18 protein-coding genes and 1 pseudogene are annotated in these 23480 nt (G+C 68.4%); 9 read left to right on the top strand and 10 right to left on the bottom strand.

Annotated features, from left to right (window positions below; translation table 11 throughout):
- Positions 1-13: 13 nt before the first annotated feature.
- A complete protein-coding gene (gene lat / locus QH168_RS01235; RefSeq protein ID WP_432421009.1) occupies positions 14-1363 on the bottom strand; it encodes an L-lysine 6-transaminase in 1350 nt (449 codons plus the stop codon).
- Positions 1364-1427: 64 nt separating this feature from the next.
- Positions 1428-1880, bottom strand: a complete 453-nt coding sequence (locus QH168_RS01230; protein ID WP_280232490.1) for an Lrp/AsnC family transcriptional regulator — start codon at positions 1878-1880, stop codon at positions 1428-1430.
- A gap of 110 nt (positions 1881-1990) precedes the next feature.
- Between QH168_RS01230 and amaB the strand changes: the two genes are divergently transcribed.
- Positions 1991-3520, top strand: coding sequence for an L-piperidine-6-carboxylate dehydrogenase (gene amaB, locus QH168_RS01225; RefSeq protein WP_280232489.1), 1530 nt, complete (start codon positions 1991-1993; stop codon positions 3518-3520).
- A 4-nt stretch (positions 3521-3524) separates the two neighbouring features.
- Here amaB and QH168_RS01220 read toward each other — a convergent pair whose 3' ends face one another.
- The 3 genes from QH168_RS01220 to QH168_RS01210 all read right to left on the bottom strand — a co-directional run bounded on the left by QH168_RS01220 (position 3525) and on the right by QH168_RS01210 (position 6015).
- On the bottom strand, positions 3525-4361 hold the full coding sequence (locus QH168_RS01220) for an SDR family oxidoreductase (RefSeq protein WP_280232488.1): 837 nt from the start codon (positions 4359-4361) through the stop codon (positions 3525-3527).
- Positions 4362-4443: 82 nt separating this feature from the next.
- Positions 4444-5391 (bottom strand): patatin-like phospholipase family protein, encoded by a 948-nt coding sequence (locus QH168_RS01215; RefSeq protein WP_280232487.1) that lies wholly within the window; start codon positions 5389-5391, stop codon positions 4444-4446.
- Positions 5392-5469: 78 nt separating this feature from the next.
- On the bottom strand, positions 5470-6015 hold the full coding sequence (locus QH168_RS01210) for a histidine phosphatase family protein (protein WP_280232486.1): 546 nt from the start codon (positions 6013-6015) through the stop codon (positions 5470-5472).
- 68 nt (positions 6016-6083) lie between these two features.
- On the opposite strand from QH168_RS01210, the pseudogene QH168_RS01205 reads away from it, so the two are divergent.
- The 6 genes and pseudogenes from QH168_RS01205 to QH168_RS01185 form a co-directional block, all read left to right on the top strand.
- Positions 6084-9719 (top strand): annotated as a pseudogene (locus QH168_RS01205) (ATP-dependent helicase); the annotation flags it as partial.
- Positions 9720-10040: 321 nt separating this feature from the next.
- Positions 10041-10988 (top strand): Lhr family helicase, encoded by a 948-nt coding sequence (locus QH168_RS27650; RefSeq protein ID WP_432421011.1) that lies wholly within the window; start codon positions 10041-10043, stop codon positions 10986-10988.
- A 24-nt stretch (positions 10989-11012) separates the two neighbouring features.
- Entirely contained in the window at positions 11013-11795 is a 783-nt protein-coding gene (locus QH168_RS01200) for a DNA-formamidopyrimidine glycosylase family protein (protein ID WP_280232484.1), read from the top strand.
- A gap of 88 nt (positions 11796-11883) precedes the next feature.
- A complete protein-coding gene (locus QH168_RS01195) occupies positions 11884-12075 on the top strand; it encodes a hypothetical protein (protein ID WP_280232483.1) in 192 nt (63 codons plus the stop codon).
- 33 nt (positions 12076-12108) lie between these two features.
- Entirely contained in the window at positions 12109-12672 is a 564-nt protein-coding gene (locus QH168_RS01190) for a TetR/AcrR family transcriptional regulator (RefSeq protein WP_280232482.1), read from the top strand.
- Positions 12669-13502 carry an MBL fold metallo-hydrolase gene (locus tag QH168_RS01185; protein ID WP_280232481.1) on the top strand — a complete coding sequence of 278 codons (834 nt, stop codon included), beginning with the start codon at positions 12669-12671 and terminating at the stop codon, positions 13500-13502. Before QH168_RS01190 ends, QH168_RS01185 begins: the two co-directional genes overlap by 4 nt.
- 93 nt (positions 13503-13595) lie before the next feature.
- On the opposite strand, the gene glpD is transcribed toward QH168_RS01185, so the two are convergent.
- Entirely contained in the window at positions 13596-15329 is a 1734-nt protein-coding gene (glpD, locus tag QH168_RS01180) for a glycerol-3-phosphate dehydrogenase (protein WP_280232480.1), read from the bottom strand.
- Between the two features lie 188 nt (positions 15330-15517).
- Between glpD and glpK the strand changes: the two genes are divergently transcribed.
- On the top strand, positions 15518-17017 hold the full coding sequence (gene glpK / locus QH168_RS01175) for a glycerol kinase GlpK (RefSeq protein WP_280232479.1): 1500 nt from the start codon (positions 15518-15520) through the stop codon (positions 17015-17017).
- Here the strand turns inward: glpK and QH168_RS01170 are convergent.
- The 4 genes from QH168_RS01170 to QH168_RS01155 all read right to left on the bottom strand — a co-directional run bounded on the left by QH168_RS01170 (position 16999) and on the right by QH168_RS01155 (position 22542).
- Positions 16999-18204 (bottom strand): PLP-dependent aminotransferase family protein, encoded by a 1206-nt coding sequence (locus QH168_RS01170; RefSeq protein ID WP_280232478.1) that lies wholly within the window; start codon positions 18202-18204, stop codon positions 16999-17001. The genes glpK and QH168_RS01170 overlap by 19 nt on opposite strands.
- A 515-nt stretch (positions 18205-18719) precedes the next feature.
- Positions 18720-19745, bottom strand: coding sequence for a hypothetical protein (locus QH168_RS01165; protein WP_280232477.1), 1026 nt, complete (start codon positions 19743-19745; stop codon positions 18720-18722).
- A 72-nt stretch (positions 19746-19817) separates the two neighbouring features.
- Positions 19818-20849: a hypothetical protein gene (locus QH168_RS01160; protein WP_280232476.1), complete on the bottom strand. Its 1032-nt coding sequence runs from the start codon at positions 20847-20849 to the stop codon at positions 19818-19820.
- Between the two features lie 289 nt (positions 20850-21138).
- Complete coding sequence (locus tag QH168_RS01155) at positions 21139-22542, bottom strand: NAD(P)H-quinone dehydrogenase (protein WP_280232475.1); 1404 nt, start codon at positions 22540-22542, stop codon at positions 21139-21141.
- 132 nt (positions 22543-22674) lie between these two features.
- Between QH168_RS01155 and QH168_RS01150 the strand changes: the two genes are divergently transcribed.
- Positions 22675-23154 (top strand): gamma-glutamylcyclotransferase, encoded by a 480-nt coding sequence (locus QH168_RS01150; protein ID WP_280232474.1) that lies wholly within the window; start codon positions 22675-22677, stop codon positions 23152-23154.
- The last annotated feature ends 326 nt before the right edge of the window (positions 23155-23480 follow it).

Below are 23480 nucleotides of genomic sequence, written 5' to 3'. Positions count from 1 at the left end.
GGCCGGGGACCGCTCAGTCGGGATCGGTGAGCACTCGGTCCAGTGCCGCCACCGCGGCGTCGAGTTCCTCGGCGGTGACCGTCAGCGGCGGGCGGAACCGGATGCCGCGTGCACCGGTGCCGAGGATGAGCACATGTTCGCGTTCGCGCAGCCGGATCAGCACATCGTCACGGAATCGGGTGTCGGGCAGGTCGATCGCGCACATGAGTCCGCGTCCGCGTGGCTCGGTGACGGTCGGATGCCGATCCGCCAGGTCGGTGAGCCGGTCGAGCAGATGGACGCCGAGTTGCCGAGAGCGTTCGATCAGGCCGTCACGTTCGATCACCTCGAGGATCCGGCGGGTACGCACCATATCGGCGAGATTGCCACCCCAGGTGGAATTCAGCCGGGAGCTGACCGCGAACACGTTATCGGGCACCTCGTCGACCCGGCCACCGGCCATCACACCGCAGACCTGGGTCTTCTTACCGAACGCCACCACGTCCGGCGCCAGACCCAATTGCTGGTAGGCCCAGGTGGTTCCGGTCATGCCGACCCCGGTCTGCACTTCGTCGAGGACGAACAGGGCGTCGTTGTCGTGGCACAGCCGCTGCATGGCGAGCAGGAACTCGGGGCGCAGGTGCCGGTCGCCGCCCTCGCCCTGGATGGGTTCGGCGATGAAACAGGCGATATCGTGCGGGTTCTCGGCGAAGGCGAGAGCAGCCCGGTCGAGCGCGTGCCGTTCCGCGTCCGCGATATCGCGGTCCCCGCCCAGGTATGGCGTGTCGATGCGCGGCCAGTCGAACGCCGGGAACCGCGCGGTTTTGGTGGGATCGGTGTTGGTCAGCGACAGCGTGTAGCCCGTGCGGCCGTGGAAGGCTCCGGTCAGATGCATCACCTGGGTGCCGAGTCGCGGTGATCGGCCGTGGCTTTCGTTATGCCTGCTCTTCCAGTCGAAAGCCACCTTGAGCGCGTTCTCCACCGCGAGGCCGCCGCCATCGATGAAGAACAGATGCGGGAGCCGGGGATCGCCGAGCACCCGCACGAAGGTCTGTACGAAGCGGGCCATGGCGACGGTGTAGATATCGGAGTTGCTGGGCTTGTTGAGGGCGGCGGCGGCGAGTTCGGCGACGAACGTCTGGTCGCCCGCGAGCGCCGGATGGTTCATCCCGAGCGCATTGGAGGCGAAGAAGCCGAACATGTCCAGATAGCTGCTGCCGTCGCGTTCGTCGACGAGATGGCGGCCCTGCGAATGTCGCAGGTCCAGAACCAGCTCGAAGCCATCGGCGAGGATGCTCGCCGACAAGATCTCGTGGACCCGGTGAGCGGTGGTGACCGATACCTCGTCACCATCCGAGCGGGTGCGCTCCAGTTCGATGGTCACATCCGCAGGGTACGAAAAATTTAGCGAAATCTCTACAACGAAACGGATAAACTCCGGTCAAGACCTACTTGTCGTAGAATGTCTGCAAGATGATGGTGCTTCGTGTGCGGACATTGGCGGTCGCCCGAATCTCTTGCAGCAACTGCTCCAGATGGCGCGGCGAGGCCACCCGCACCAGCAGCACATAACTCTCATCGCCCGCCACCGAGTGGCACGCCTCGATTCCGGGGACCTGCTGCAACAATGCGGGCGCGTCATCGGGTTGGGACGGGTCGAGAGGAGTGATCGCGACGAATGCCGACAGCAGATGCCCGAGCGCCTCGGGATCGACGTTCGCGGTGTAACCCCGGATCACGCCACGCGCCTCCAACCTGCGCACCCGTGACTGCACAGCAGACACCGACAGGCTCGCCTTCTCCGCCAGGTTCGACAGGGTCGCCCGGCCGTCGGACATCAACTCGCGAATCAGCAGCCGATCGATATCGTCGAGAACGGGCTTTGCCGGTGTTTCCGCCATCAGCGAAGGCTAACGCAGCCAACGCGGCCCGTGCAGAAAACTTGTGATCGTTCATTCCGCGACCGGAGCGCCGTGCCCACCGGTCACCCACGTCGAAGCGGAGGACCAAGATGACCCATCTCGTCGGTGAACACTCGGCCCGCGTACTGCCGGGCCGAGCCGAAGCACTGCTCGACGCGCTCGGCGCCGAACCACCCGAACCGGGCACGCTGGTGGCCCGCACCCCGATCACCGGCGGACAGCTGACCACCCTGCGCCCCCACTCCCCCGACGATGTCGACGCCGCGATCACCCGCGCCGCCACCGCGTTTCGGACCTGGCGCACCGTGCCCGCACCGGTGCGGGGCGCGCTGGTCCGCAGACTCGCCGTGCTGCTCGAAGCGCACAAAGAACTCCTCGGCGAGTTGGTCTCGCTGGAGGCGGGCAAGATCGGCGCCGAGGCCGTCGGCGAAGTGCAGGAGATGATCGACGTCTGCGAATTCGCCGTCGGGTTGTCACGTCAGCTCTACGGGCGGACGATGCCGTCGGAACGGCCGGGCCACCGGTTGATGGAGACCTGGCATCCGTTGGGCGTGGTCGGGGTGATCTCGGCATTCAACTTCCCGGTCGCGGTGTGGGCCTGGAATACCGCGATCGCACTGGTCTGCGGCGACACCGTGGTGTGGAAGCCCTCGGAGACCACCCCGCTGACCGGGCTGGCCTGCCATGCGCTGCTGCGTCGCGCCGCGGCCGACGTCGGCGCCGATCCGGAGGTCCATCAGCTGATCCTGGGTGGCGCGCAGGCCGGTGAGCGGCTCGTCGACGACGAACGGGTGGCCTTGCTGAGCGCAACGGGTTCGGTGCGGATGGGTCGCACGGTCGCGCCGCGGGTCGCGGCCCGCCTCGGGCGTTGCCTGTTGGAGCTGGGCGGCAACAACGCGGCCATCGTGACCGAATCGGCGGATCTGGAGTTGGCCGCGCGCGGCATCGTCTTCGCCGCGGCGGGCACGGCCGGACAGCGGTGCACGACGCTGCGGCGGCTGATCGTGCACGCCGATGTGGCGGGCCCGCTGCTGGAGCTGTTGGAGAACGCGTATCTGCAACTGCGCGTCGGCAATCCCCTCGAGCCCGGCGTGCTGGTGGGACCGCTCATCGACGGGCGGGCCTACGCGGGGATGACAGCAGCGGTCGATCGCGCACTGGCCGACGGTGGCGAATTGATCTGCGGCGGTGAACGAGTGGACGGGTTCGGCGATAACGCCTACTACGTGCGTCCGGCGATCATCCGCATGCCCACCCAGACGGCGGTGGTGCGGGAGGAGACCTTCGCACCCATCCTGTACGTGCTGACCTACCACGATTTCGATACCGCGATCGAACTGCACAATGCGGTGCCGCAGGGGCTTTCGTCGTCGGTGTTCACCACCGATCAGCGGGAGGCCGAACGCTTCCTGGCCGCCGACGGATCCGATTGCGGTATCGCCAATGTCAATATCGGCACCTCCGGCGCGGAGATCGGCGGCGCCTTCGGTGGCGAGAAACAGACCGGTGGCGGGCGCGAATCCGGGTCCGATTCCTGGAAGGCCTATATGCGCCGCGCCACCAATACCGTCAACTACTCCGACGACCTGCCCTTGGCGCAGGGCATCGAATTCGGCTGAGCGCTCAGGTGATCGAACGGACCTGGGCCTCATAGGCGGCCCTGGTCTGCTCATCGGCCGGGTGCAGCGCGCGGTTGCCGTCGAAGAGGTCGCGCACCAGCCGGACCGCACGTTCCGGCGCCGCGGCCAGCGCGATATCGATCGGGCCCAGGTAGCCGGGCACGGCCACCTCGGCGCGGCGGGTGCGGCAGGTCTGCACGATCGCCTCGGCCACATCGGACGGATCCACCGTCGGCATCCCGCGGCCGAGCGTGAGGCCCGAGGACAAACGGGTGCGCACCGCCGATGGCAGCACCGCGCTCACGCTGACACCGTGTTCGGCGAATTCCAGCCGGGTGGCGGCGGAGAGACCGACCGCGGCGAACTTGCTCGCGTTGTAGACCGCCAGACCCGCCACGGGCACCTTACCCGCGAGCGAGGCCACAGTGATCACATGGCCGCGACCACGTTCGATCATGCCGGGCACCACCGCGCGCATACCGTGGATCGGGCCCCAGACATTGATGTCCATGGTGGCGTGGCCGACCTCATCGGATTCGTCGAGGAAGGCTCCGGCGGGCATCACTCCCGCATTGTTGACCAGGATGTCGACCGCGCCGATCGCGGCGACGACGGCGTCCCAGCCCGGCCGCGAACGCACATCGAGGTCGAAGGCGCGCGCACCGATCGCGGCGGCCGCCGCTTCGGCCGCGGCCAGGTCCACATCGGCGATCACCACATCGGATCCCTTGGCGGCGAACAGTTCCGCGGTGGCCTGGCCTATTCCGCGACCGGCGCCGGTGATCAGCACCGTCGCGGCGGAAAGGTCGATACCGGGGTATCCGTGGCCCAGAATTCCCATTGTCGTTCTCCTCAGAGTGTCCATCGGCGCCTGGTCAGGGCTCGGAGGGAAGCGTGGCGCGACCGCCTCCCGGACCGTTTACTCAGACGAGTGCGGTATGTTCCAGCGCCCAGCGGGTGCTGCGCAGGCTGTGTTCGAAGGTGGCCACGCGGCGACGGCCGTCCATGAAGTTGGGGCCCATCACGGCGAGGTCGTCGGCGGTCGCGCCGAGCATGAGCACCCGCGTGCCGGTGGCGCGCAGGGCGGCGATCTCGGTGGCGAGCTGAGCGCTCATCCGATCGCGCAACTGCCGTTCGAGCAGATGCCAGGGGCCGTCGGCCGGAACCCGTTCGGCCGAGGCCATCGGGGCGAGCACGATCACCTCGTCGAGCTGCTGTCCGGCGAGCAGATCCACCGAAGCGGTGGAACCGGCGCCGCCGTCGACGAAGCGGCGGCCGTCGATCGTCACCGGCGGATACCAGCCGGGAATCGCCCAGGAGGCGCGCAATGCCTCACCGAGCGTGGCGGCGGGGGCATCGGGAGCGCCGAAGGGAACGCGCGCGCCGGTCGCGGCGTCCATGCTCACCAGCCAGGCCGCCGGATGTGACACCCAATTCCGGCCGGGCGCGACGCCGTCGGCGAGCCGCTGCAACCAGCTCGCGTCACCGCCGCCCACCGGTAGCAGCGTGCTACCGGCGGTCAGCAGCCGTTGCCCGGAAGCCGGGCCGCGCAGTGCGAGCCGCGACGGATTCCACCGCAACCGCGGCAGCGGCGGGAATCGACCGGGTTCATCGCGCATATGCGCGGCCAGGATCGGGTTCGAGGTCGTGCCACGCTGCATCGACACCAGCTCGTCCACCCCGATACCGCTGCCGAGCATGGTGACCAGCTCCGCTCCGGCCGAGGTGCCGATCAAGACGTCCGCCGTGCGCGGGTCCCAGTTCAGCGCATCGCGTACGGAGTCGAGCGCGGCCACGATCCAGGCGGCGCCGAGCGTGCCACCGCATCCGATGGCCAAGCCACGACGGTGTGGCCTGTTGTTGTTACTCATGTTTCCAGACACTAGCCTGTCGGCGCGGTTGATCACCGACGCCGCCCGCATGCTGCTCACCGCTGACGTTCGCGCTGTTCAGCCACCCAAACGCAGTGTCCAGGCACCGCGATAGTGCAGCCGGACGGCCTGCCCCGGTGCCATATCGAGACGCCAGAAGGAGGCGGCCGGCGCGTCGAGAGCCACCAGCAGGGCGGCCCGGATCACCGCCGGGTGGGTGACGGCGACCGTGGATCGGCCGCCCGCGGCGACCGTGCCGAGCCACGCCTCGATCCGGGTGATCACCTCGCTGACCGATTCCCCGCCGTGTCCGCGAAACCCGGGATCGGTGAGCCATGCATGCGCTTGGGCCACCGGGAGCGCGGTGAGTTCGCGGCCGCGCCAGCTGCCCGCATCGAGATCACGCAGGGCGGAGTCGGTGCTGCCCGACAGGCCGAGTTCGCGCGCGGTGTCCACGGCGCGGCGCTCGGGGGCGATCAACACCGCCGCATCGGCGGGCGGGCGATACGGCCCGAGCGCGTTGCGGCCGGATTCGGTGAGTGGTTCATCATCGGGGAATCGCGCGCGGCGCATGGCCTCGGTCACGCCGTGGCCGATCAGATCGAGTTTCAGCACACCGGGCACAGGGGAAGGGTACGGGTATCGGCGCTGGTCGCGGCGTTCGTGTCGGTGCCGGGGTGCACACTGATCTCATGACCGAGTTCTCCACCGCGACCCGGGAGTGGTTCGACGGCGCATTTCCCGCGCCCACAGCCGCCCAGCTCGGCGCATGGCGGGCGATCGCGGCCGGTGAACACACCCTCGTCATCGCGCCGACCGGCTCGGGTAAGACGCTCTCGGCATTCCTGTGGGCGATCGATCAGCTGGCCACCGGGGCGAAATCGGATGAGCCGGGCACCACGGTGCTCTACGTCTCGCCGTTGAAGGCCCTCGCCGTCGACGTGGAACGCAATCTGCGTGCTCCGCTGGTCGGCATCACCCAGACCGCCAAACGCCTCGGCCTCGACCCGCCGCATATCAGCGTCGGCGTACGCTCCGGCGACACCACCGCGGGCGAACGGCGCTCGATGCAGCGCACCCCGCCCGACATCCTGATCACCACCCCGGAGTCGCTGTTCCTCATGCTCACCTCGGCCGCGAGGCAGACGCTGCGGACGGTGCGAACGGTGATCGTGGACGAGGTGCACGCCATCGCCGGGTCCAAGCGCGGCTCGCATCTGGCCTTGTCGCTGGCCAGGCTCGATCAGCTCACCGAACGTCCGGTGCAGCGGATCGGGCTGTCGGCCACGGTGCGTCCGCCCGAGGAGGTCGGGCGCTTCCTCGTCGGCAACGCACCGCTGACCATCGTGTCACCGCCCGCGCCGAAGACCTTCGACCTGTCGGTGCGGGTGCCGGTCGCGGATATGACCGAACCCGGTGAATCGGATCAGCCTGGGTCGATCTGGCCGCATGTGGACGAGGCCATCGTGGATCTGGTGCTCGCCCATCGCTCCTCGATCGTATTCGCCAATTCGCGTAGGTTGGCCGAGCGGCTCACCGCTCGTCTGAACGAGACGTTCGCCGAACGGACCGGCGATCCGGTCGACACCGAACACGCGCCGCCCGCGCAGCTCGGCGCGTCCACCGAGGTGGTCCACGGCGCCGCGCCGCTGCTGGCCCGCGCCCATCACGGCTCGGTCAGCAAGGAGCAGCGCGCACTGATCGAGGACGATCTGAAGAGCGGGCGGCTGCGCTGTGTGGTCGCCACCAGCAGCCTCGAACTCGGTATCGATATGGGTGCGGTCGATCTGGTGGTGCAGGTGGAGGCGCCGCCCTCGGTGGCGAGCGGACTGCAACGCATCGGCAGGGCCGGGCATCAGGTCGGCGAGATCTCGCGCGGTGTGTTGTTTCCGAAACACCGCACCGATGTGATCCACTGCGCGGTCGCGGCACAGCGCATGACCACCGGGCAGATCGAAGCCATCCAGATCCCGGCGCATCCGCTCGATATCCTCGCCCAGCAGACCGTCGCGGTATGCGCGCTCGAGCCGGTCGATGTCGATACCTGGTTCGAGGTGGTCCGCGGCACCGGAAGCTATGCGACGCTGCCGCGTTCGGCCTACGAATCGGTGCTCGATCTCCTGTCCGGGCGATACCCCTCGGACGAATTCGCCGAACTTCGCCCACGCGTGGTCTGGGATCGCGACGCCGGCACCCTGACCGGCAGGCCCGGCGCCCAACGGCTGGCCGTCACCTCCGGCGGCGCAATTCCCGACCGCGGCATGTTCGCGGTGTACATGGTGGGCGAAAAGGCCTCCAGAGTGGGCGAACTCGATGAGGAGATGGTCTACGAATCGCGCGTCGGCGATGTCTTCGCGCTCGGCGCGACCAGCTGGCGGATCGAGGAGATCACCTTCGACCGGGTAGTGGTGACACCGGCGTTCGGGCAGCCGGGACGGCTACCGTTCTGGCACGGCGACGGCCTCGGCCGCCCGGCCGAATTGGGCGCGGCGCTCGGTGAATTCATCCGCAGGGCCGGGCAGGAATCCGGCCGCGTTCCAGCGGGCGACGACCGGGTCCGGTCCGGCACTTGGCAGCAGACCCGCTCACCCGCTCGGCAGAGCACCGACAACGATCCCGCGCACGACGGTATCGCGGAGCTGCTGAACGCCGCCGGGCTCGATGCGAACGCCGCCACCAATCTGGTTGCACTGCTGGATGATCAACGCGCCGCCACCGGACGACTGCCGACCGATCGCACGTTGATCGTGGAACGGTTCCGCGATGAACTCGGCGATTGGCGTTTGGTGCTGCACTCGCCCTACGGGTTGCCGGTGCACGCGCCGTGGGCGCTGGCGGTGGGTGCGCGGTTGCGCGAACGGTTCGGGGTGGATGTCGCGCCGAACGCCTCCGATGACGGCATCGTGGTGCGGCTGCCGGATACCACCGACGACCCGCCCGGCGCCGAACTGTTCGCCTTCGAACCCGATGAGATCGACGAGATCGTCACCGAACAGGTGGGTGGGTCCGCGCTGTTCGCCTCTCGGTTCCGCGAATGCGCCGCGCGCGCCCTGCTGTTGCCGCGCCGTGATCCCGGCAAACGTGCCCCGCTGTGGCAGCAACGCCAGCGGTCGGCGCAACTGCTGGACGTGGCGCGTAAGTTCCCGGACTTCCCGATCCTGCTGGAGACGGTGCGCGAATGTCTGCGTGATGTCTACGATCTGCCCGCCCTGACCGATCTCCTCGGGCGGCTGGCACGGCGGCAGGTGCGGCTGATCGAGGTGGAGACGGCGACACCGTCACCGTTCGCCAACGCGCTGTTGTTCGACTACATCGGCCAGTTCATGTACGACGGCGACAGTCCGCTGGCCGAACGACGAGCGGCGGCACTATCGCTGGATTCGGGGCTGCTCTCCGAACTGCTCGGCCGGGTGGAGCTGCGGGAACTGCTCGACGCGGCCGTCATCGAGCAGACCGAAAGCGAATTGCAGCGGCGCACACCGGAACGCCTGGCGCGCGATATCGAGGGTCTGGCCGATCTGCTGCGGCTACTCGGCCCGCTCACCGCCGCCGAGGCCGCCGAACGCTGTCGCGAGGAACCGGCACCCTGGTTCGCCGAGCTGGTACGCACCAGACGCGCGCTGGAGGTCTCCTTCGCCGGTCGCGTCTGGTGGGCCGCCGTCGAGGACGCGGCTCGGCTACGGGATGCGCTCGGTGTACCGCTGCCCATCGGCACTCCGGCCGCGTTCATCGAGCCGGTGGCCGATCCGCTCGGCGATCTGGTGGCCCGCTATGCCCGCACGCACGGACCGTTCGGGGTGGACGCGGTCGCGGCCCGGTTCGGTCTCGGTGTCGCGGTCGCCGCTGGTGCGCTGCATCGTCTCGCCGCCGAGAAACGGGTGGTGGAAGGCGAATTCACGCCCACTGCGTCTGGTTCCGAATGGTGCGACGCCCAGGTGCTCCGCCGGTTGCGCAGGCGCAGTCTGGCTGCCGCCCGACACGAGGTGGAGCCGGTGTCCACCGCCACCTTCGGCCGTTTTCTGCCCGCCTGGCAGCATCTGGGCACCGGCGAGCTACGTGGCGTCGACGGAGTCGCCGCGGCCGTGGAGCAGCTGGCCGGGGTACCGATACCCGCCTCGGCGCTGGAATCGCTGGTACTGCCCGCGCGGGTGCGTGACTACTCCCCCGCCATGCTGGACGAACTCATGGCCACCGGCGAGGTGCGGTGGTCCGGCCACGGCGCCATCAACGCCAAGGACGGCTGGATCGCCCTGCACCCGGCCGATCAAGCACCGATCACCCTCCCACCGACCGACGATATCGAACTCACCGAACTACACCTGCGCCTGCTCACCGCCCTCGGCGCCGAGCTGCCCGCCTGGTCCCCCGGCGCACCGGCGCCGTCGTTCAGGACGGTGGACCTGGACGCGCCGACCACCGACGGCGCTGCGGCGCAACCACACTCCCCGAGCCCCGCCGATGACACACCGACCGGACCGAAATCACGTCCCGGCGCCGGGCGAAATCGACCCGCCGCGAACCGCGATCGATCGGGACCGAACGGCTCGGCGGACTCGACCGATTACACCGAGCACCCGGCGACGGACAGGACGGCATCCAGACGACCGGCTGCCCCGGCCCACCGGGCCCCGGACGCGCACCCACCTGTCATGCGAGTACCACCTGTATTACACGGCGGTGGGGCCTACTTCTTCCGTCAGCTGTCCGATGCCACCGGCCTCCTCGATGACGCCGCCGTCGCCGAGGCCCTATGGGAGCTGGTGTGGGCCGGGCTCGTCTCCGGTGACACCTTCGCCCCCGTTCGCGCACGATTGTCCGGGTCCACCCGCACCCCGACCACACACCGCGCACCACGGCGCACCCCGCGCGGCCGGGCCTACCTTCCGCGCCAGGCGCTGCCCACGCGTTCCGGCCCGCCGACCGTCGCCGGGCGCTGGTCACTGCTACCGGACCGGTTGTCCGACAACACGATCCGCGCACACGCCACCGCGGATCTGCTCTTGGAGCGTTACGGGGTCCTGACCAGGGGTTCGGTGCAGAGCGAGGGTGTGCCGGGTGGTTTCGCGTTGATGTATCGGGTGCTGACCGAATTCGAGGACCGCGGCCGGTGCCGCCGCGGCTATTTCATCGATTCGCTCGGTGGCGCGCAGTTCTCCACCACCGATGTGGTGGACCGGTTGCGGTCTTTCGACTCGGAACGCACGAACCGCAGTGAGGCCGGACCCGAGGCGCTGGCATTGGCCGCCTGCGATCCGGCCAATCCGTACGGGGCAGCACTGGCCTGGCCCAAGGGTGAGACCGAGTCGGGGCATCGGCCCGGCCGCAAGGCGGGCGCATTGGTGGTGCTGGTCGACGGCGAGCTGGTGCTGTATCTGGAACGCGGCGGCAAAACGCTGCTCACCTTCACCGAAGACCCGTCGGCCCGGCAGCGGGCGACACGGGCGCTGGCGGCTCTGGTCCACGAACGCAGGGTCGATTCGCTGGTGATCGACCGGGTCGACGGCGAATCCGTGCACGGCAACACCTTCGCCACCTTCCTCACCGACGCCGGTTTCGCCGCGACACCGCGTGGCCTGCGATTGCGAGGCCGCCCATGACCTCCGTACTCTCCGGTGCGCACGATGCCGGAGGGTGACACCGTCTATCTCACCGCACAACGCCTGCGGGCCGCACTGGCCGGTGCGGTGTTGACCCGCAGCGATTTCCGCGTCCCCCGCTACGCCACGGTCGATCTGCGCGGACAGACCGTGGACAGTGTCGGCAGCTACGGCAAACACCTGTTCATCCGCACCGAATCGGTCAGCATCCACACCCATCTGAAGATGGAGGGCAGCTGGCGAGTGTTCCACTGCGGCCAACGCTGGACCAAGCCGCGCGTCACCGCCCGCGTGGTGCTGGCCACCGATGAGGTGGAGGCGGTCGGATTCTCCCTCGGCACCGTTGAAGTGCTGCGTCGCGGCGAGGAGCACCGCGCGATCGACCACCTCGGTCCCGATCTGCTCGGTCCCGACTGGGATCCGGTCGAGGCCGTGCACCGGCTCATGAACCATCCAGGCGAACTCATCGGCATCGCGCTGCTCGATCAACGCAATCTGGCGGGCATCGGCAACATCTACCGCAGTGAGGTGTGTTTCCTGCGTCGCGTGCATCCGGCGACACCGGTCGCGGCCGTACCGGATCTGCCCGCACTGGTCAACGAGGCGCATCGGGTCCTCACCACGGCCGCGCAGCAGCCGCCGTGGCGTCCGCTGGCCTATGGGCGAGCCCGCCGACCGTGCCAACGCTGCGGTACCCCGATCAGAGTGGAGCTGCTCGGAGAGACCGCGCCGGAGTCGGATCGGGTCTCGCGGCGCGAGCGCGGAATATACTTCTGTCCGCACTGCCAACCTGCGCTTTCGCTGTGATTTGCCCTTCAGTTGCTAATGATTCAACGAGTTCGCACGACAAGGATGGCGTAGTCGATTTCGCCGACCGATCGAAAGCGAGCACCTCATGCGGGCACCGACGCGGCAGCGCTTGGCCGCTATCGCCGGCCGCATCCTCGCCACCGCGCTCGCTGTGCTGGCCACCGTGCTGTTCAGCTACCTCCTGCTGCACGCGACAGGTCCCGAGATCGCGCCTATCTCACCGTCGGCCCCGGCGCCACCCACTTCGCCGATGGAGAAATCCCCCATTTCTCACTAGACCGGTCGTCATAGTTCGCGTAACGTCTCCGGCGTGACACCACGCACGGACTCCCGGCAACGCTTCATCGACGCCGCCGCCGACCTGTTCCACACCCAGGGCTATCACGCCACCGGACTCAATCAGCTGGTCAGCGCGGGCGGCGCACCCAAGGGCTCGCTGTACTTCCATTTCCCCGGCGGCAAGGAACAACTCGCCGCCGAAGCGCTCGGCCAATCGAGCCGACAGCTGCGCGAGATCCTCGCCGCCGCACTCGAACACGGCGATATCGATGCCGTATTCGACCGACTGGCGTCGACGCTCATCGATTCCGGTTTCGAACGCGGCTGCCCGCTGGCCTCGGTCGCACTCGACGCCGCCGACAGCGAGCCGATCCGCACCGCCTGCGCCGACGGCTTCGAATCCTGGCGCGGCACACTCGCGGAATATCTCCGCGTCAAGGGCGTGGCCGCCGACCGCGTCGACCCTCTGTCCACCGTCGCGCTCGCCCTGTTCGAGGGCGCTCTGCTGCTCGCCAAGACCAACCGCGATATCGAGCCACTGCGCGCGGTCGCCGACCACTTCCGCACCATCCTGGACCAGGAGACATCCCGATGAAGATCCATCATCTCGACGGCGGAACCATGCGCCCCCTCGGCGGCCGCCTGATGACCGGCACCGGCGGACTGCTGCACCGCGCCGATATGGTCTGCCACTGCGTCCTCATCGAACACGACACCGGTCTGGTGCTGGTGGAAACGGGGATCGGCGAACAGGCGGTGCTTCGTCCCGGCGAATGGCTCGGCCGCGAGTTCGTGCGGCTCACCAACCCGGTGCTCGAGCTGGAGGCCACCGCGGTCCGGCAGATCGAGCGGCTCGGCTATCGCCGCGAGGACGTGCGCGATATCGTGCTGACCCATCTCGACCTCGACCACGCCGGTGGGCTCGCCGACTTCCCGCAGGCGCGGGTGCACGTGTACGCCGAGGAAATGCATGCGCTCGAGGGCAGACACGGCCCGCGGGAACGCTTCCGCTATCGAACGATCCAGTTCGAGCACGGCCCGAACTGGCAGGTGCACGGTGAGTCCGGCGAGCCGTGGTTCGGGTTCGAGGCCGTACGCGAACTACCCGGACTCCCACCGGAGATCCTGCTGGTGCCGCTGGCAGGCCATACCCGCGGTCACGCCGGAGTCGCCATCGACACCGGCGACGGCTGGCTGCTCAGCGCGGGTGACTCGTATTTCCATCCGGGAATCCTCGACCCTGTCCATCCACATCAGCCACTCGGCATCACCCTGTTCGAGCGCTCGGTGCAGACCATTGCCCGAGCCCGGATCGACAACCAGCAGCGGCTGCGCGAACTGGTCGCCACGCACGGCGACGACGTGCGGATATTCAGCGCCCACCACGCGGGTGAGCTGCGGGCCATGCAGGCCGCCGCGGTCTGATCCGGCGGTCGTCAGCGCTGTAGTTCGCACAACGAACCGCAAGGCTGGTCCGGCCCCGACCATCCGAGCATGCCGGCCGCCGCGCGGCGCGACTCACCGGTCGAGCGGTACCGGCTCCAGGATCTCCGGGCGTGGCTCCGGCGCGGCCACCCGCAGCGCGTCCGCACCGGCGTCGTCGGGCTGGGTCTGCGAACAGATCTCGGCTTCCACCCGGGCCAGATAGAGACCGACCTCCCGTTCGATGTCCGCGGCGCCCCAGCCGAGCACCGGCGCCACCAATCCGGCCACCTGCTCGGCGCAGTCGGCTCCGCGATGGGAGTACTCGATGGAGATGCGGGTGCGCCGCGCCAGGATGTCGTCCAGATGCAGCGCGCCCTCGGCGGCGGCCGCGTAGACCACCTCGACCTGGAGGTAGGACGGTGCGTCGGTCAGCGGTTGCAGCAGTTCCGGTTTACCGTCGGCCACGGCCATGACCTCATCGATCAGCGAGCCGTAGCGGTCGAGCAGATGTTTGATCCGGTAGGGATGTACACCGTAGTCCTCGGCCAGTTGCACGGTCTGGTTGACCAGCGCGAAATAGCCGTCGGCGCCGAGCAGCGGCACCTTCTCGGTGATCGACGGCGAGACCCGCGCCGGAATATCCTGCGCCGCCTCGTCGACCGCGTCGTAGGCCATCACCCGGTAGGTGGTGTACTTACCGCCCGCGATGGCGACCAGACCGGGCGCGATCCGGGCGACAGCGTGTTCGCGGGACAGTTTCGACGTATCGTCGCTCTCCCCTGCCAGCAGCGGCCGCAGTCCGGCGTAGACGCCGTCGATATCGTCCGGGGTGAGCGGGGTGACCAGCACCCGGTTGACGTGTTCGAGCAGATAGTCGATATCGGCCTTGGTGGCGGCCGGATGCGCCAGATCGAGATTCCAGTCGGTGTCGGTGGTGCCGATGATCCAGTGACTGCCCCAGGGGATCACGAACAACACCGACGTCGCGGTGCGCAGAATGATCGCCGCATCGCTGACGATCCGATCGCGCGGGACCACGATGTGCACACCCTTGGAGGCGCGCACATGGAACCGTCCGCGCTGATGCGACAGGGCCTGGACCTCATCGGTCCACACGCCGGTCGCATTGATCACCACATGCGCGCGGGTCTCCGTGGTCCGCCCGTCCTCGCTGTCGCGCAGTTTGACTCCGACCACCCGATCGGCCTCCCGCAGGAAACCGACCACCTGGGTCGAGGTGCGGATCACCGCACCGTAGTGGGCGGCGGTGCGGGCAACGGTCATGGTGTGGCGGGCATCGTCGACGACGGTGTCGTAGTAGCTGATCCCGCCGATCATCGAATCGCGGCGCAGACCAGGCGCCAACCGCAGCGCACCGTGCCTGCTCAGATGACGTTGCCCCGGAACGGATCTGGCCCCGCCCATGGTGTCGTAGAGCAGCAACCCCGACGCCACATACGGCCGCTCCCACACCCGGTGGGTCAGCGGGTAGAGGAACCGCAGCGGCTTGACCAGATGCGGCGCCAGGGTAGACATGGACAGTTCGCGTTCGGCCAGCGCCTCACGCACCAGACCGAACTCGAGCTGCTCCAGATACCGCAGCCCGCCGTGGAACATCTTCGATGAACGGCTCGACGTACCGGAGGCGAGATCGCGCGCCTCGACCAGCGCCACCCGCAGACCACGCGTCGCGGCGTCGAGCGCGATACCCGCGCCCACCACACCACCGCCGACGACGACCACATCGAAATGGTCCTTGCCCAGCCTGCCCCAGGCGTCCAGCCGCTGCTGCGGACCGAGGAACTGCGATTCGGGCTTCTTGGTCATTGCTCGGCTCCTCCAACCGACGCAAGCGCCGGTGGTCGACGTTGTGGTCCTGGATCGGGCGCGTTCGAGCTTCGGGATACACCCTATCGCCGTGGGCGCACCGCATGCGCGCGACGCCCTTGCGCGCCTGCGGTTCCTGGTTGCCCGAGCCCGCCGTGACCGGCCGCTGGTTCCGGTAGCCTGCACCAATGCGACGCTATGTAGCCGCCATCGATCAGGGGACGACGTCGAGTCGGTGCATCGTTTTCGACCGCGCGGGCCGCGTCGCCGGTATCGCCCAGCGCGAGCACGAGCAGCTGTTCCCGCAACCGGGCTGGGTGGAACACGACGCCGAGACGATCTGGCACAACACCGAGGCCGTGCTCGGCGAGGCGCTGACCGCGGCCGGTATCACCGCCGCCGAGATCGCGGCGGTCGGCGTCACCAATCAGCGTGAGACCACCGTCGTCTGGGACCGCACCACCGGCAAGCCGATCCACAATGCCATCGTCTGGCAGGACACCCGCACCGAGGCGCTGTGCACCGAACTGGCAGGCGATATCGGCCGGACCAGGTATCAGGACCGGACCGGGCTGCCGCTGTCGACGTATTTCTCCGGCCCGAAGCTGCGGTGGATCCTCGATCGCGTGGAGGGTGCGCGCGAACGCGCCGAGGCGGGTGAGCTGTGCTTCGGCACCGTCGACAGCTGGGTGCTGTGGAATCTGACCGGTCAGCACCTGACCGATGTCACCAATGCCTCGCGCACCATGCTGATGGACCTGCGCACACTCCAGTGGGACGGTCAGATCTGCGCCGAATTCGGTGTGCCGATGGCGATGCTGCCGCAGATCCGCAGCTCATCGGAGGTGTACGCGGAGATCACCTCGGGACCGCTCGCCGGTGTTCCGGTGGCCGGCATCCTCGGTGATCAGCAAGCCGCCACCTTCGGCCAGGCCTGCCTGTCACCCGGCGACGCCAAGAACACCTACGGCACGGGCAATTTCATGTTGCTCAACACCGGGACGACGCCGGTGTTCAGCAAGCACGGTCTGCTCACCACCGTGTGTTATCGCCTGGGCGAGCAGGCGCCGGTCTACGCGCTCGAGGGGTCCATCGCCGTCACCGGCTCCCTGGTGCAGTGGTTCCGCGACAACCTCGGCATCATCTCCTCCGCCGCCGAGATCGAACCGCTGGCGCGCAGTGTCGACGACAACGGCGGCGCCCATATCGTGCCCGCGTTCTCCGGTTTGTTCGCCCCACGCTGGCGGCCGGACGCGCGCGGTGTGATCGCGGGTCTGACCCGTTTCGTGAACAAGGCCCATCTGGCACGGGCCGTGCTCGAATCCACCGCGTTCCAGACCCGCGAGGTCACCGACGCCATGCGCGCCGATGCCGAATCCCAGCAGCTGCGGCTGGAGTTGACTGCCCTCAAGGTGGACGGTGGCATGGTGAGCAATGAACTGCTGATGCAGTTCCAGGCCGATATTCTCGGTGTCCCGGTGGTGCGGCCGGTGGTCAACGAGACCACCGCGCTGGGTGCCGCGTACGCGGCGGGGCTTGCCGTCGGCTATTGGGCGGGCACCGAGGATATCCAGGCCAACTGGGCGGCCGACAAGACCTGGGAGCCCACCATGACCGACGCCGATCGTCAGGCGCGGTTGGCGGCGTGGAACAAGGCCGTCGAACGCACCTACAACTGGGCCGACTGAACCGGAGCCTGCGCGGCCACCGCGCGATCGAGGCGGGCCACGGCTTCGGCCAGCGCCTCGGGATCGCCCGTGGTGAAGCACATGCGCAGCGAATGCGGGCGCGGCGTGCTCACCGAGAACGCCTGTCCGGGAACGTAGGCGACTCCGGCGTCGAGCGCGTGCGGTAGCAGCGTCGCGGTATCGGTGCCGTCGGTGAAGTCCGCCCAGACGAACATGCCGCCATCGGCGTCGGTGCAGGTGAGCCGGTTGCCGAAGCGTTCGCGCACGCTGGTGACCAGCACGCTCGCGCGTTCGGCATACGCGGCGCGAACGGTGTCGATATGGTCGGTGAGCCAGTCGGTGTCGGCGAGCAGGTCGGTCGCGATCTGCTGGGTCAGCGCCGAACCGCACAGATCGGCGCCCTGTTTGAGCAGTTCCACCGCGCGGCACACCGGGTCCGGCGCGACCATCCAGCCCACCCGCAGGGTCGGCGCCAGGATCTTGGATGCGCTCGACAGCCGGATCACCTTCGGCGAGTAGGTCGCGACCGGTTCCGGGGCGGGTTTGTCGAACCACAGTTCGCCGTACGGGTCGTCCTCGATCACCCAGAAGCCGTACCGGTCGGCCAGCGCGGCCAGCTCACGGCGTCGCGCCGGACTCATGGTGACGCCGCCGGGGTTGTGGAAGTTGCTCACGGTGTGCACCACTGCGGGACGTTCACCACGTGCGAGCAGCTCATCGAGCAGATCCATCCGCATACCGTCGGCATCCAACGGCAATGCCACGATCCGCGCGCCCGCCGCCCGGAAGACTTGCAGCGCCCCCACATAGGCCGGGTCCTCGACGACGACCAGTGCGCCCGGATCGAGCAACACCTCCGACAGCAGCGATAACGCCTGCTGGGAACCGTGGGTGACGAACACCTCGTCGAGCGCGACGGTACGCCCCAGCCGGGCGCTCTCACGTTCGGCCAAGACCGTGCGCAGCGGCCCCCATCCGGGCGATTCGGTGTACTGGAGGGCGGCGGCGTCGCGTAGGGCGGCGTCGGCGGCTACCGCGATTCGTTCGGCCGGCATCAACGCCGCGTCGGGTAGACCACCGGCGAGGCTGATGATCTCCGCGCGAGCGGTGAGTTTGAGCAGGTCACGGATGGCCGAGCTGGTCAGGCCGCTCAGCCGTCCGGCCAGCGGGGGCAGGTGCTGCGACATGGAACCTCCAGGGATTACGCGAGGTGCGCCGCCTCCACTGTCGCATGCCGCTAACCATGATGTGAAATCACTGTCTCATATATTGAGACGAATAGGGGCAATGAGGGAAAGAAACGGCCCCATCTCGTGACCGAGATGGGGCCGTTGTTCATCCTCGCGGATTACCGCCGCTGAGGCTTCGTGCCCTTGCAGTCCTTCGTCACGCCGGGCTGGCACGGCGGCTGCTTCCTGGATTCCTTACAGTCCGTGGTGACGCCCGGCTGACAAGGACCCGCCACCGCGATGGCCGGTGCGACGACCGACCCGGCAGACAGCAGACCGGCCACGATCACGGCACCGGCGAACGACTTCTTCAACATGGGTACTCCCTCCCTTGATTCCGTCTCGAACCCTACCGGAGAGAATCCGCGCAACGCAATGGCAATCTCCGCGCACGAACAGCGAAAGTTGTTGTGCTCATGTGATTTTCATGAAGCACGCATCGCGAGTCTTTCAGATCGGGTCAGCCCTTCGGCTCATCGGTCGAGGATGACGAAGATCAGATTCTTACCGTCCTGCTCGACGGTCTGCACGGTCTGCGCGTACACGAATGTCCTCCCGTCGGGACGGTGCTCGGTCAGATCGACGTCGAAGAGAGCGGGCTCACGCTCGGTGATGCGCAGGCAGTAGGTGGTGCCCTGCGGGATCTCGTCATCGATGACCCGCTGGAGATCCGCGACGGGCAGCACGTTCGCGCCCGGTGCGGCGAAGGTATGCGCCTTCGCACCGTCACGCGTCGAGTAGAACGCATGCTGGTAACCGAGAATGGCCCCCGCCCCGCTCGAGGTATCGCCCGCGCCGTTACCGACGGTGACCTTGCCGTCCTTGCTGGCCGGGCAACTCAGGGCCGCGCTGGTGGTGGCGGGTGCCTGGGCGGATTCGGCGTCGCTGTCGTCGCCGGTCATCAGCACGATGGTCAGGGTGAGCGCGACCAGTACGGCGATGACGGCGGCCGAACCGGCAATGATCGGCCCCATCGGACGTTTCGGTTTGGCCGGACGCGCGAGCGCCTCGCTCACCGACTGCGGTGTCAGTCGTTTGGCGATCGGATCATCGGCCCAGGACAGACCCGACTCCCGCGCGGGCTCGGTGGGCGGTGCGGGCGGCTCACCGGACTTGGTCGGCTGGTTCCACCAGCTCTCGTCCTCGGTGGTCGACATGCGCACCGTCCGGTCCTCCCCCACATCCGCGGGTTCAGGGCGCGGCGGCCGCGGCGGATTGTCCGGGAAGGTCGTACTGTCCGGCGCACGGAACTGCGGCGGCGGTGGGGGGAGGTTCGGCGGCGGCTCGGGCGCGGGCTCACCGGCCGGGCGCCAGGTCAGACCAGGTTTCTCGGGCGCCGGTTCGGCCTGCCACCCCACATCGGGACCACCGGTGGTCGGCGGGCCGAAATCGCTGAGCGGCGGACCGAAATCCGACATCGGAGGCCCGAAGTCCCCCACCGGCGGGCCGAAATCCGAACCGCCGGACCCGCTGTCCTTGCCTTCGCCCTCGCCGGACACACCCAATCCTTTCCCGGAACACACGTGTGGGGCGGCCGCGAACGACCGCCCCACCCGTCGAATCAGTACATATCAGTACTGGAGCGAACCACCCCACTGGGTGGTGACGCCAGCGACATTGATCGTCTGCGGGTCGAAGTTGCCCGGTTGCACGATAGTCGGCAGTTTAACCTGCGAGGCCGCCTCCAGCGCAGCGACGCCGCCCGGCTGCTGAGCGATCCACTGCTCGACGGTCGCCTTCGCGGCATTGAGCTGCGTGGTGTCGAGCACCGTCTCGAACTTGTTGTCGGCCAGGCCCGCGCCACCGGTGAAGGTGTTCACCTTGATGTGGTCCTGGTCCAGGAACTCCCACGCGATGCCCGCGTCACCGCGACCGGTGGGCGTGCTGTAGCCGACGGTGCCGACGTAACCGGCCTCGTTGGTGAAGTGGTGAGTGTTGGCCAGGTGGCCGGGCAGCAGGCTACCGCCATCGATGGTGGCGCCGACCTCGGCGTGCGGGCCGGTCATCTGGACGACCGGAGCGGCCGGAGCGGCGTCGAGGCGCGGGGCCTCCCACTGCGGCTGCACCAGGGTCTGGGTCTCGGACTCGGCACCGGGCACGATGGCGCGGGCGGTGTCGTCGTCGATGGCCGGTTCGGCCTCGGAGTCACCCTCCGGCGTGACGACACCCTCGGCGCGCGGGTCGATGGCGCCGGGACGGTTCGGATCACCCTCGCCCGGCTTCTGCTCGGGCACGACCACCGGCTGCACCGGGCCCTGACCGGGCACCGGCAGCGGCGCCACGCGCGGCGCGGTGACACCGGGCTGGCGCGGACCGGCCAGCTTCGGGTCCTTCTGATCGTTGTTCTCGGTGTTCGGGGTGGTGACTCCCGGCTGGCTCGGCGTGGCATTGCCCTGCGGGCTCTGCGGCTGCTCCGGGTTGGTGACACCCGGCTGCGTCGGCGACTGCGACTGCTCCGGCTGCGTGGTGCCCGGCTGGCTCGGCGACTCGTCCTGCGTCGGCGCCGGGTTGTCCGGTTGTTCGTTCGGAACGGCCCCCGCCGGCGATGCGAACAGAGTGGCTACGGCCGCCGCGGTGGCCAGCGGCAACGAAGTACTCGCCATCGCTCGCTGCGCCCGACTCGGCTTACGATGTTTCACTTTTCGCCCAATCCCTTTCCCGGGTGCGGTCGCGCGCGGACCACACTCAGCTGTCTTTGGTGAGACGCTCGGGCTGCAACAGCCCAGGGCTGCCCGCCGTTCGCGTCAGGAAAGGAAATCCCCCGACACCAAACCACACGACCACCCATCGATCGCATCTCTGCGGGAAGTGAACCACAACTGTGCCGTACAGGCAACGTGACGAAACCTACCCACTCACAGGAACACTCGCCCTGTCCCGGACAGGCGCCACTCAGTCCAGATCGTCGTGGCGCATCAGCTGCCGCGCGGCCTCGGTCACCGACCCGGTCAGCGAGGGATACACCGAGAACGTCTGGGCCAGATCGGTGACGGTCAGATTGTTCTGTACCGCAAGGGCGATCGGCAGGATCAGCTCCGAGGCGATCGGCGCCACCACCACGCCGCCGATGACCACACCGGTGGCCGGACGGCAGAAGATCTTCACGAAGCCGCGCCGCAACCCCGACATCTTCGCGCGCGGATTGGTGTTCAGCGGCAGCATCACCGTCCGGGCGGGGACCTCACCATTGTCGATGGCGGTCTGACCGACGCCGACGGTGGCGATCTCCGGCCGGGTGAACACCGCCGAGGCGACGGTCTTGAGCCGGATCGGGTTCACACCCTCACCCAGCGCGTGATACATCGCGATCCGGCCCTGCATGGCGGCCACCGAGGCCAGCGGCAGCAGACCGGTGCAGTCACCGGCGGCGTAGATGCCGGGCACCGCGGTGCGCGAGACACGGTCGACGCGCAGGTAGCCGCCGCGATCGAGTTCGATGCCAACCTGCTCCAAACCGAGCTCGGCGGTATTGGGCGTCGAACCGACGGTCATCAGCGCATGCGAGCCGGACACGGTGCGGCCGTCGGCCAGTTTCACCACGATGCCGTCTGCGGTGCGCTCCACGGCATCGGCGCGCGCGTGCTTGACCAGCTCGACCCCGCGCTCGGCCAGCGCCTCCTCCAACACCAGGGCCGCGTCCGCGTCCTCACCCGGCAGCACCCGGTCGCGGCTGGACACCAGCTTCACCCGCACACCCATTTCGGTGTACGCGGAAACGAATTCGGCGCCGGTCACACCGGAACCGACCACCACGAGGGTCTCCGGTAGTTCGGTCAGGTCGTAGAGCTGACGCCAGTTGAGAATGCGCTCACCGTCGGGTTCGGCGCCCGGCAGCACCCGCGGGCTCGCACCGGTGGCGATGAGCACCACCTCGGCCTCGACGACCTGTTCGGTTCCGTCGTCGAGGAGCGCACGCACCCGATGCGCGGCCAGGCCGGTGGCCCGATCGATCAACTGCCCGCGGCCCGCGAGCACCCGCACCCCGACGGTCTGCAACTTGGAGCGGATATCGGAGGACTGCGCCAGCGCCAGCGCCTTGACCCGCGAGTTCACCTCGGGCAACCGCACCGTGGCCTGACTCGGATCGAGGGTGATCCCGAGATCGCGGGCGCGACGAAGATCGGTGCGCACCCCGGTAGAGGCGATGAAGGTCTTGGACGGCACACAATCCCACAGCACACACGCCCCACCGATGCCGTCGGCGTCGATCAGCGTGACCTCGGCGCCGTGCTGGGCCGCCACCAGCGCCGCCTCGTAACCGGCCGGTCCGCCACCGATGATCGCAATGCGGGTCATGGATACCTCCGCTCGAGCAGTTGGACCGGGATCTCCGGTTCTCGTCAACGTTATCCGGCCGGGCCCGCGCCGGATCGACGCGGTAGGCCGCGCCGCAAGCACGGCAAATCCAACACCGGTTACCCTTTCCTGGTGCCGATCTACGCCGCTTACGGGTCCAACATGGACTCGTCCCAGATGCTCGAGCGCTGTCCGCACTCCCCCATGTCGGGAACGGGGTGGCTGGAGGGCTGGCGCCTCACCTTCAGCGGCGACGACATCGGTTGGGAAGGCCCGCTGGCAACCGTCGTCGAAGAACCGGGCTCGCGGGTGTTCGTCGTGCTCTACGACGTCTCACCCGAGGACGAACAGCGACTCGACCGCTGGGAGGGCTCGGATTTCGGTATCCATCGCAAGATCCGGCTGCGGGTCACCCCGAGTCCGGGTAGCGGCACCGAACCGATCCTGGCGTGGCTCTACGTCCTCGACGCCTATGAGGGCGGACTGCCCTCGGCCCGCTATATCGGCGTGATGGCCGACGCCGCGGAGAAAGCAGGCGCCCCCGAGGACTACGTCCACGCCCTGCGCACCCGCAACAGCCGCAACGTAGGCCCCGGTAACTACTCTGCATAATTTGCGCCGCCTGCGGCGTCGCGTGTTCGCGGGCTGTGTTTGATTTGCGCCGCCTGCGGCGTCGCGTGTTCGCGGGCTGTGTTTGATTTGCGCCGCCTGCGGCGTCGCGTGTTCGCGGCCCCTTTGGGTCTCGCGTCTCCGCTGCCGCTGCTTGCCTTCGGCTTGCGCAGCGGCAGCGGAGACGCGAGACGGGCCGCGAACTTTGGGGCTCGGTCTCGCTTCGCTCGAAAATTGAGGTGTGACCAGCCGTTGTATCGGTGCGGTTTCGGTGGGGTGGGGGTCTTTACGCAACCGCGACTCACGTCATCGCGACTTACATCACCGCG

The sequence above is a fragment of the Nocardia cyriacigeorgica genome (assembly GCF_029868385.1).
Lineage (GTDB): Bacteria > Actinomycetota > Actinomycetes > Mycobacteriales > Mycobacteriaceae > Nocardia > Nocardia cyriacigeorgica_F.
This window is presented reverse-complemented; position numbering and strand designations above follow the sequence as displayed.

Coding starts and splice junctions, on each gene's coding strand:
- QH168_RS01230 (WP_280232490.1), bottom strand. CDS start 1,880: ATGGCGGAAACACCGGCAAAGCCCGTTCTCGACGATATCGATCGGCTG.
- amaB (WP_280232489.1), top strand. CDS start 1,991: ATGACCCATCTCGTCGGTGAACACTCGGCCCGCGTACTGCCGGGCCGA.
- QH168_RS01220 (WP_280232488.1), bottom strand. CDS start 4,361: ATGGGAATTCTGGGCCACGGATACCCCGGTATCGACCTTTCCGCCGCG.
- QH168_RS01215 (WP_280232487.1), bottom strand. CDS start 5,391: ATGAGTAACAACAACAGGCCACACCGTCGTGGCTTGGCCATCGGATGC.
- QH168_RS27650 (WP_432421011.1), top strand. CDS start 10,041: ATGCGAGTACCACCTGTATTACACGGCGGTGGGGCCTACTTCTTCCGT.
- QH168_RS01200 (WP_280232484.1), top strand. CDS start 11,013: ATGCCGGAGGGTGACACCGTCTATCTCACCGCACAACGCCTGCGGGCC.
- QH168_RS01195 (WP_280232483.1), top strand. CDS start 11,884: ATGCGGGCACCGACGCGGCAGCGCTTGGCCGCTATCGCCGGCCGCATC.
- QH168_RS01185 (WP_280232481.1), top strand. CDS start 12,669: ATGAAGATCCATCATCTCGACGGCGGAACCATGCGCCCCCTCGGCGGC.
- glpD (WP_280232480.1), bottom strand. CDS start 15,329: ATGACCAAGAAGCCCGAATCGCAGTTCCTCGGTCCGCAGCAGCGGCTG.
- glpK (WP_280232479.1), top strand. CDS start 15,518: ATGCGACGCTATGTAGCCGCCATCGATCAGGGGACGACGTCGAGTCGG.
- QH168_RS01170 (WP_280232478.1), bottom strand. CDS start 18,204: ATGTCGCAGCACCTGCCCCCGCTGGCCGGACGGCTGAGCGGCCTGACC.
- QH168_RS01160 (WP_280232476.1), bottom strand. CDS start 20,849: ATGGCGAGTACTTCGTTGCCGCTGGCCACCGCGGCGGCCGTAGCCACT.
- QH168_RS01155 (WP_280232475.1), bottom strand. CDS start 22,542: ATGACCCGCATTGCGATCATCGGTGGCGGACCGGCCGGTTACGAGGCG.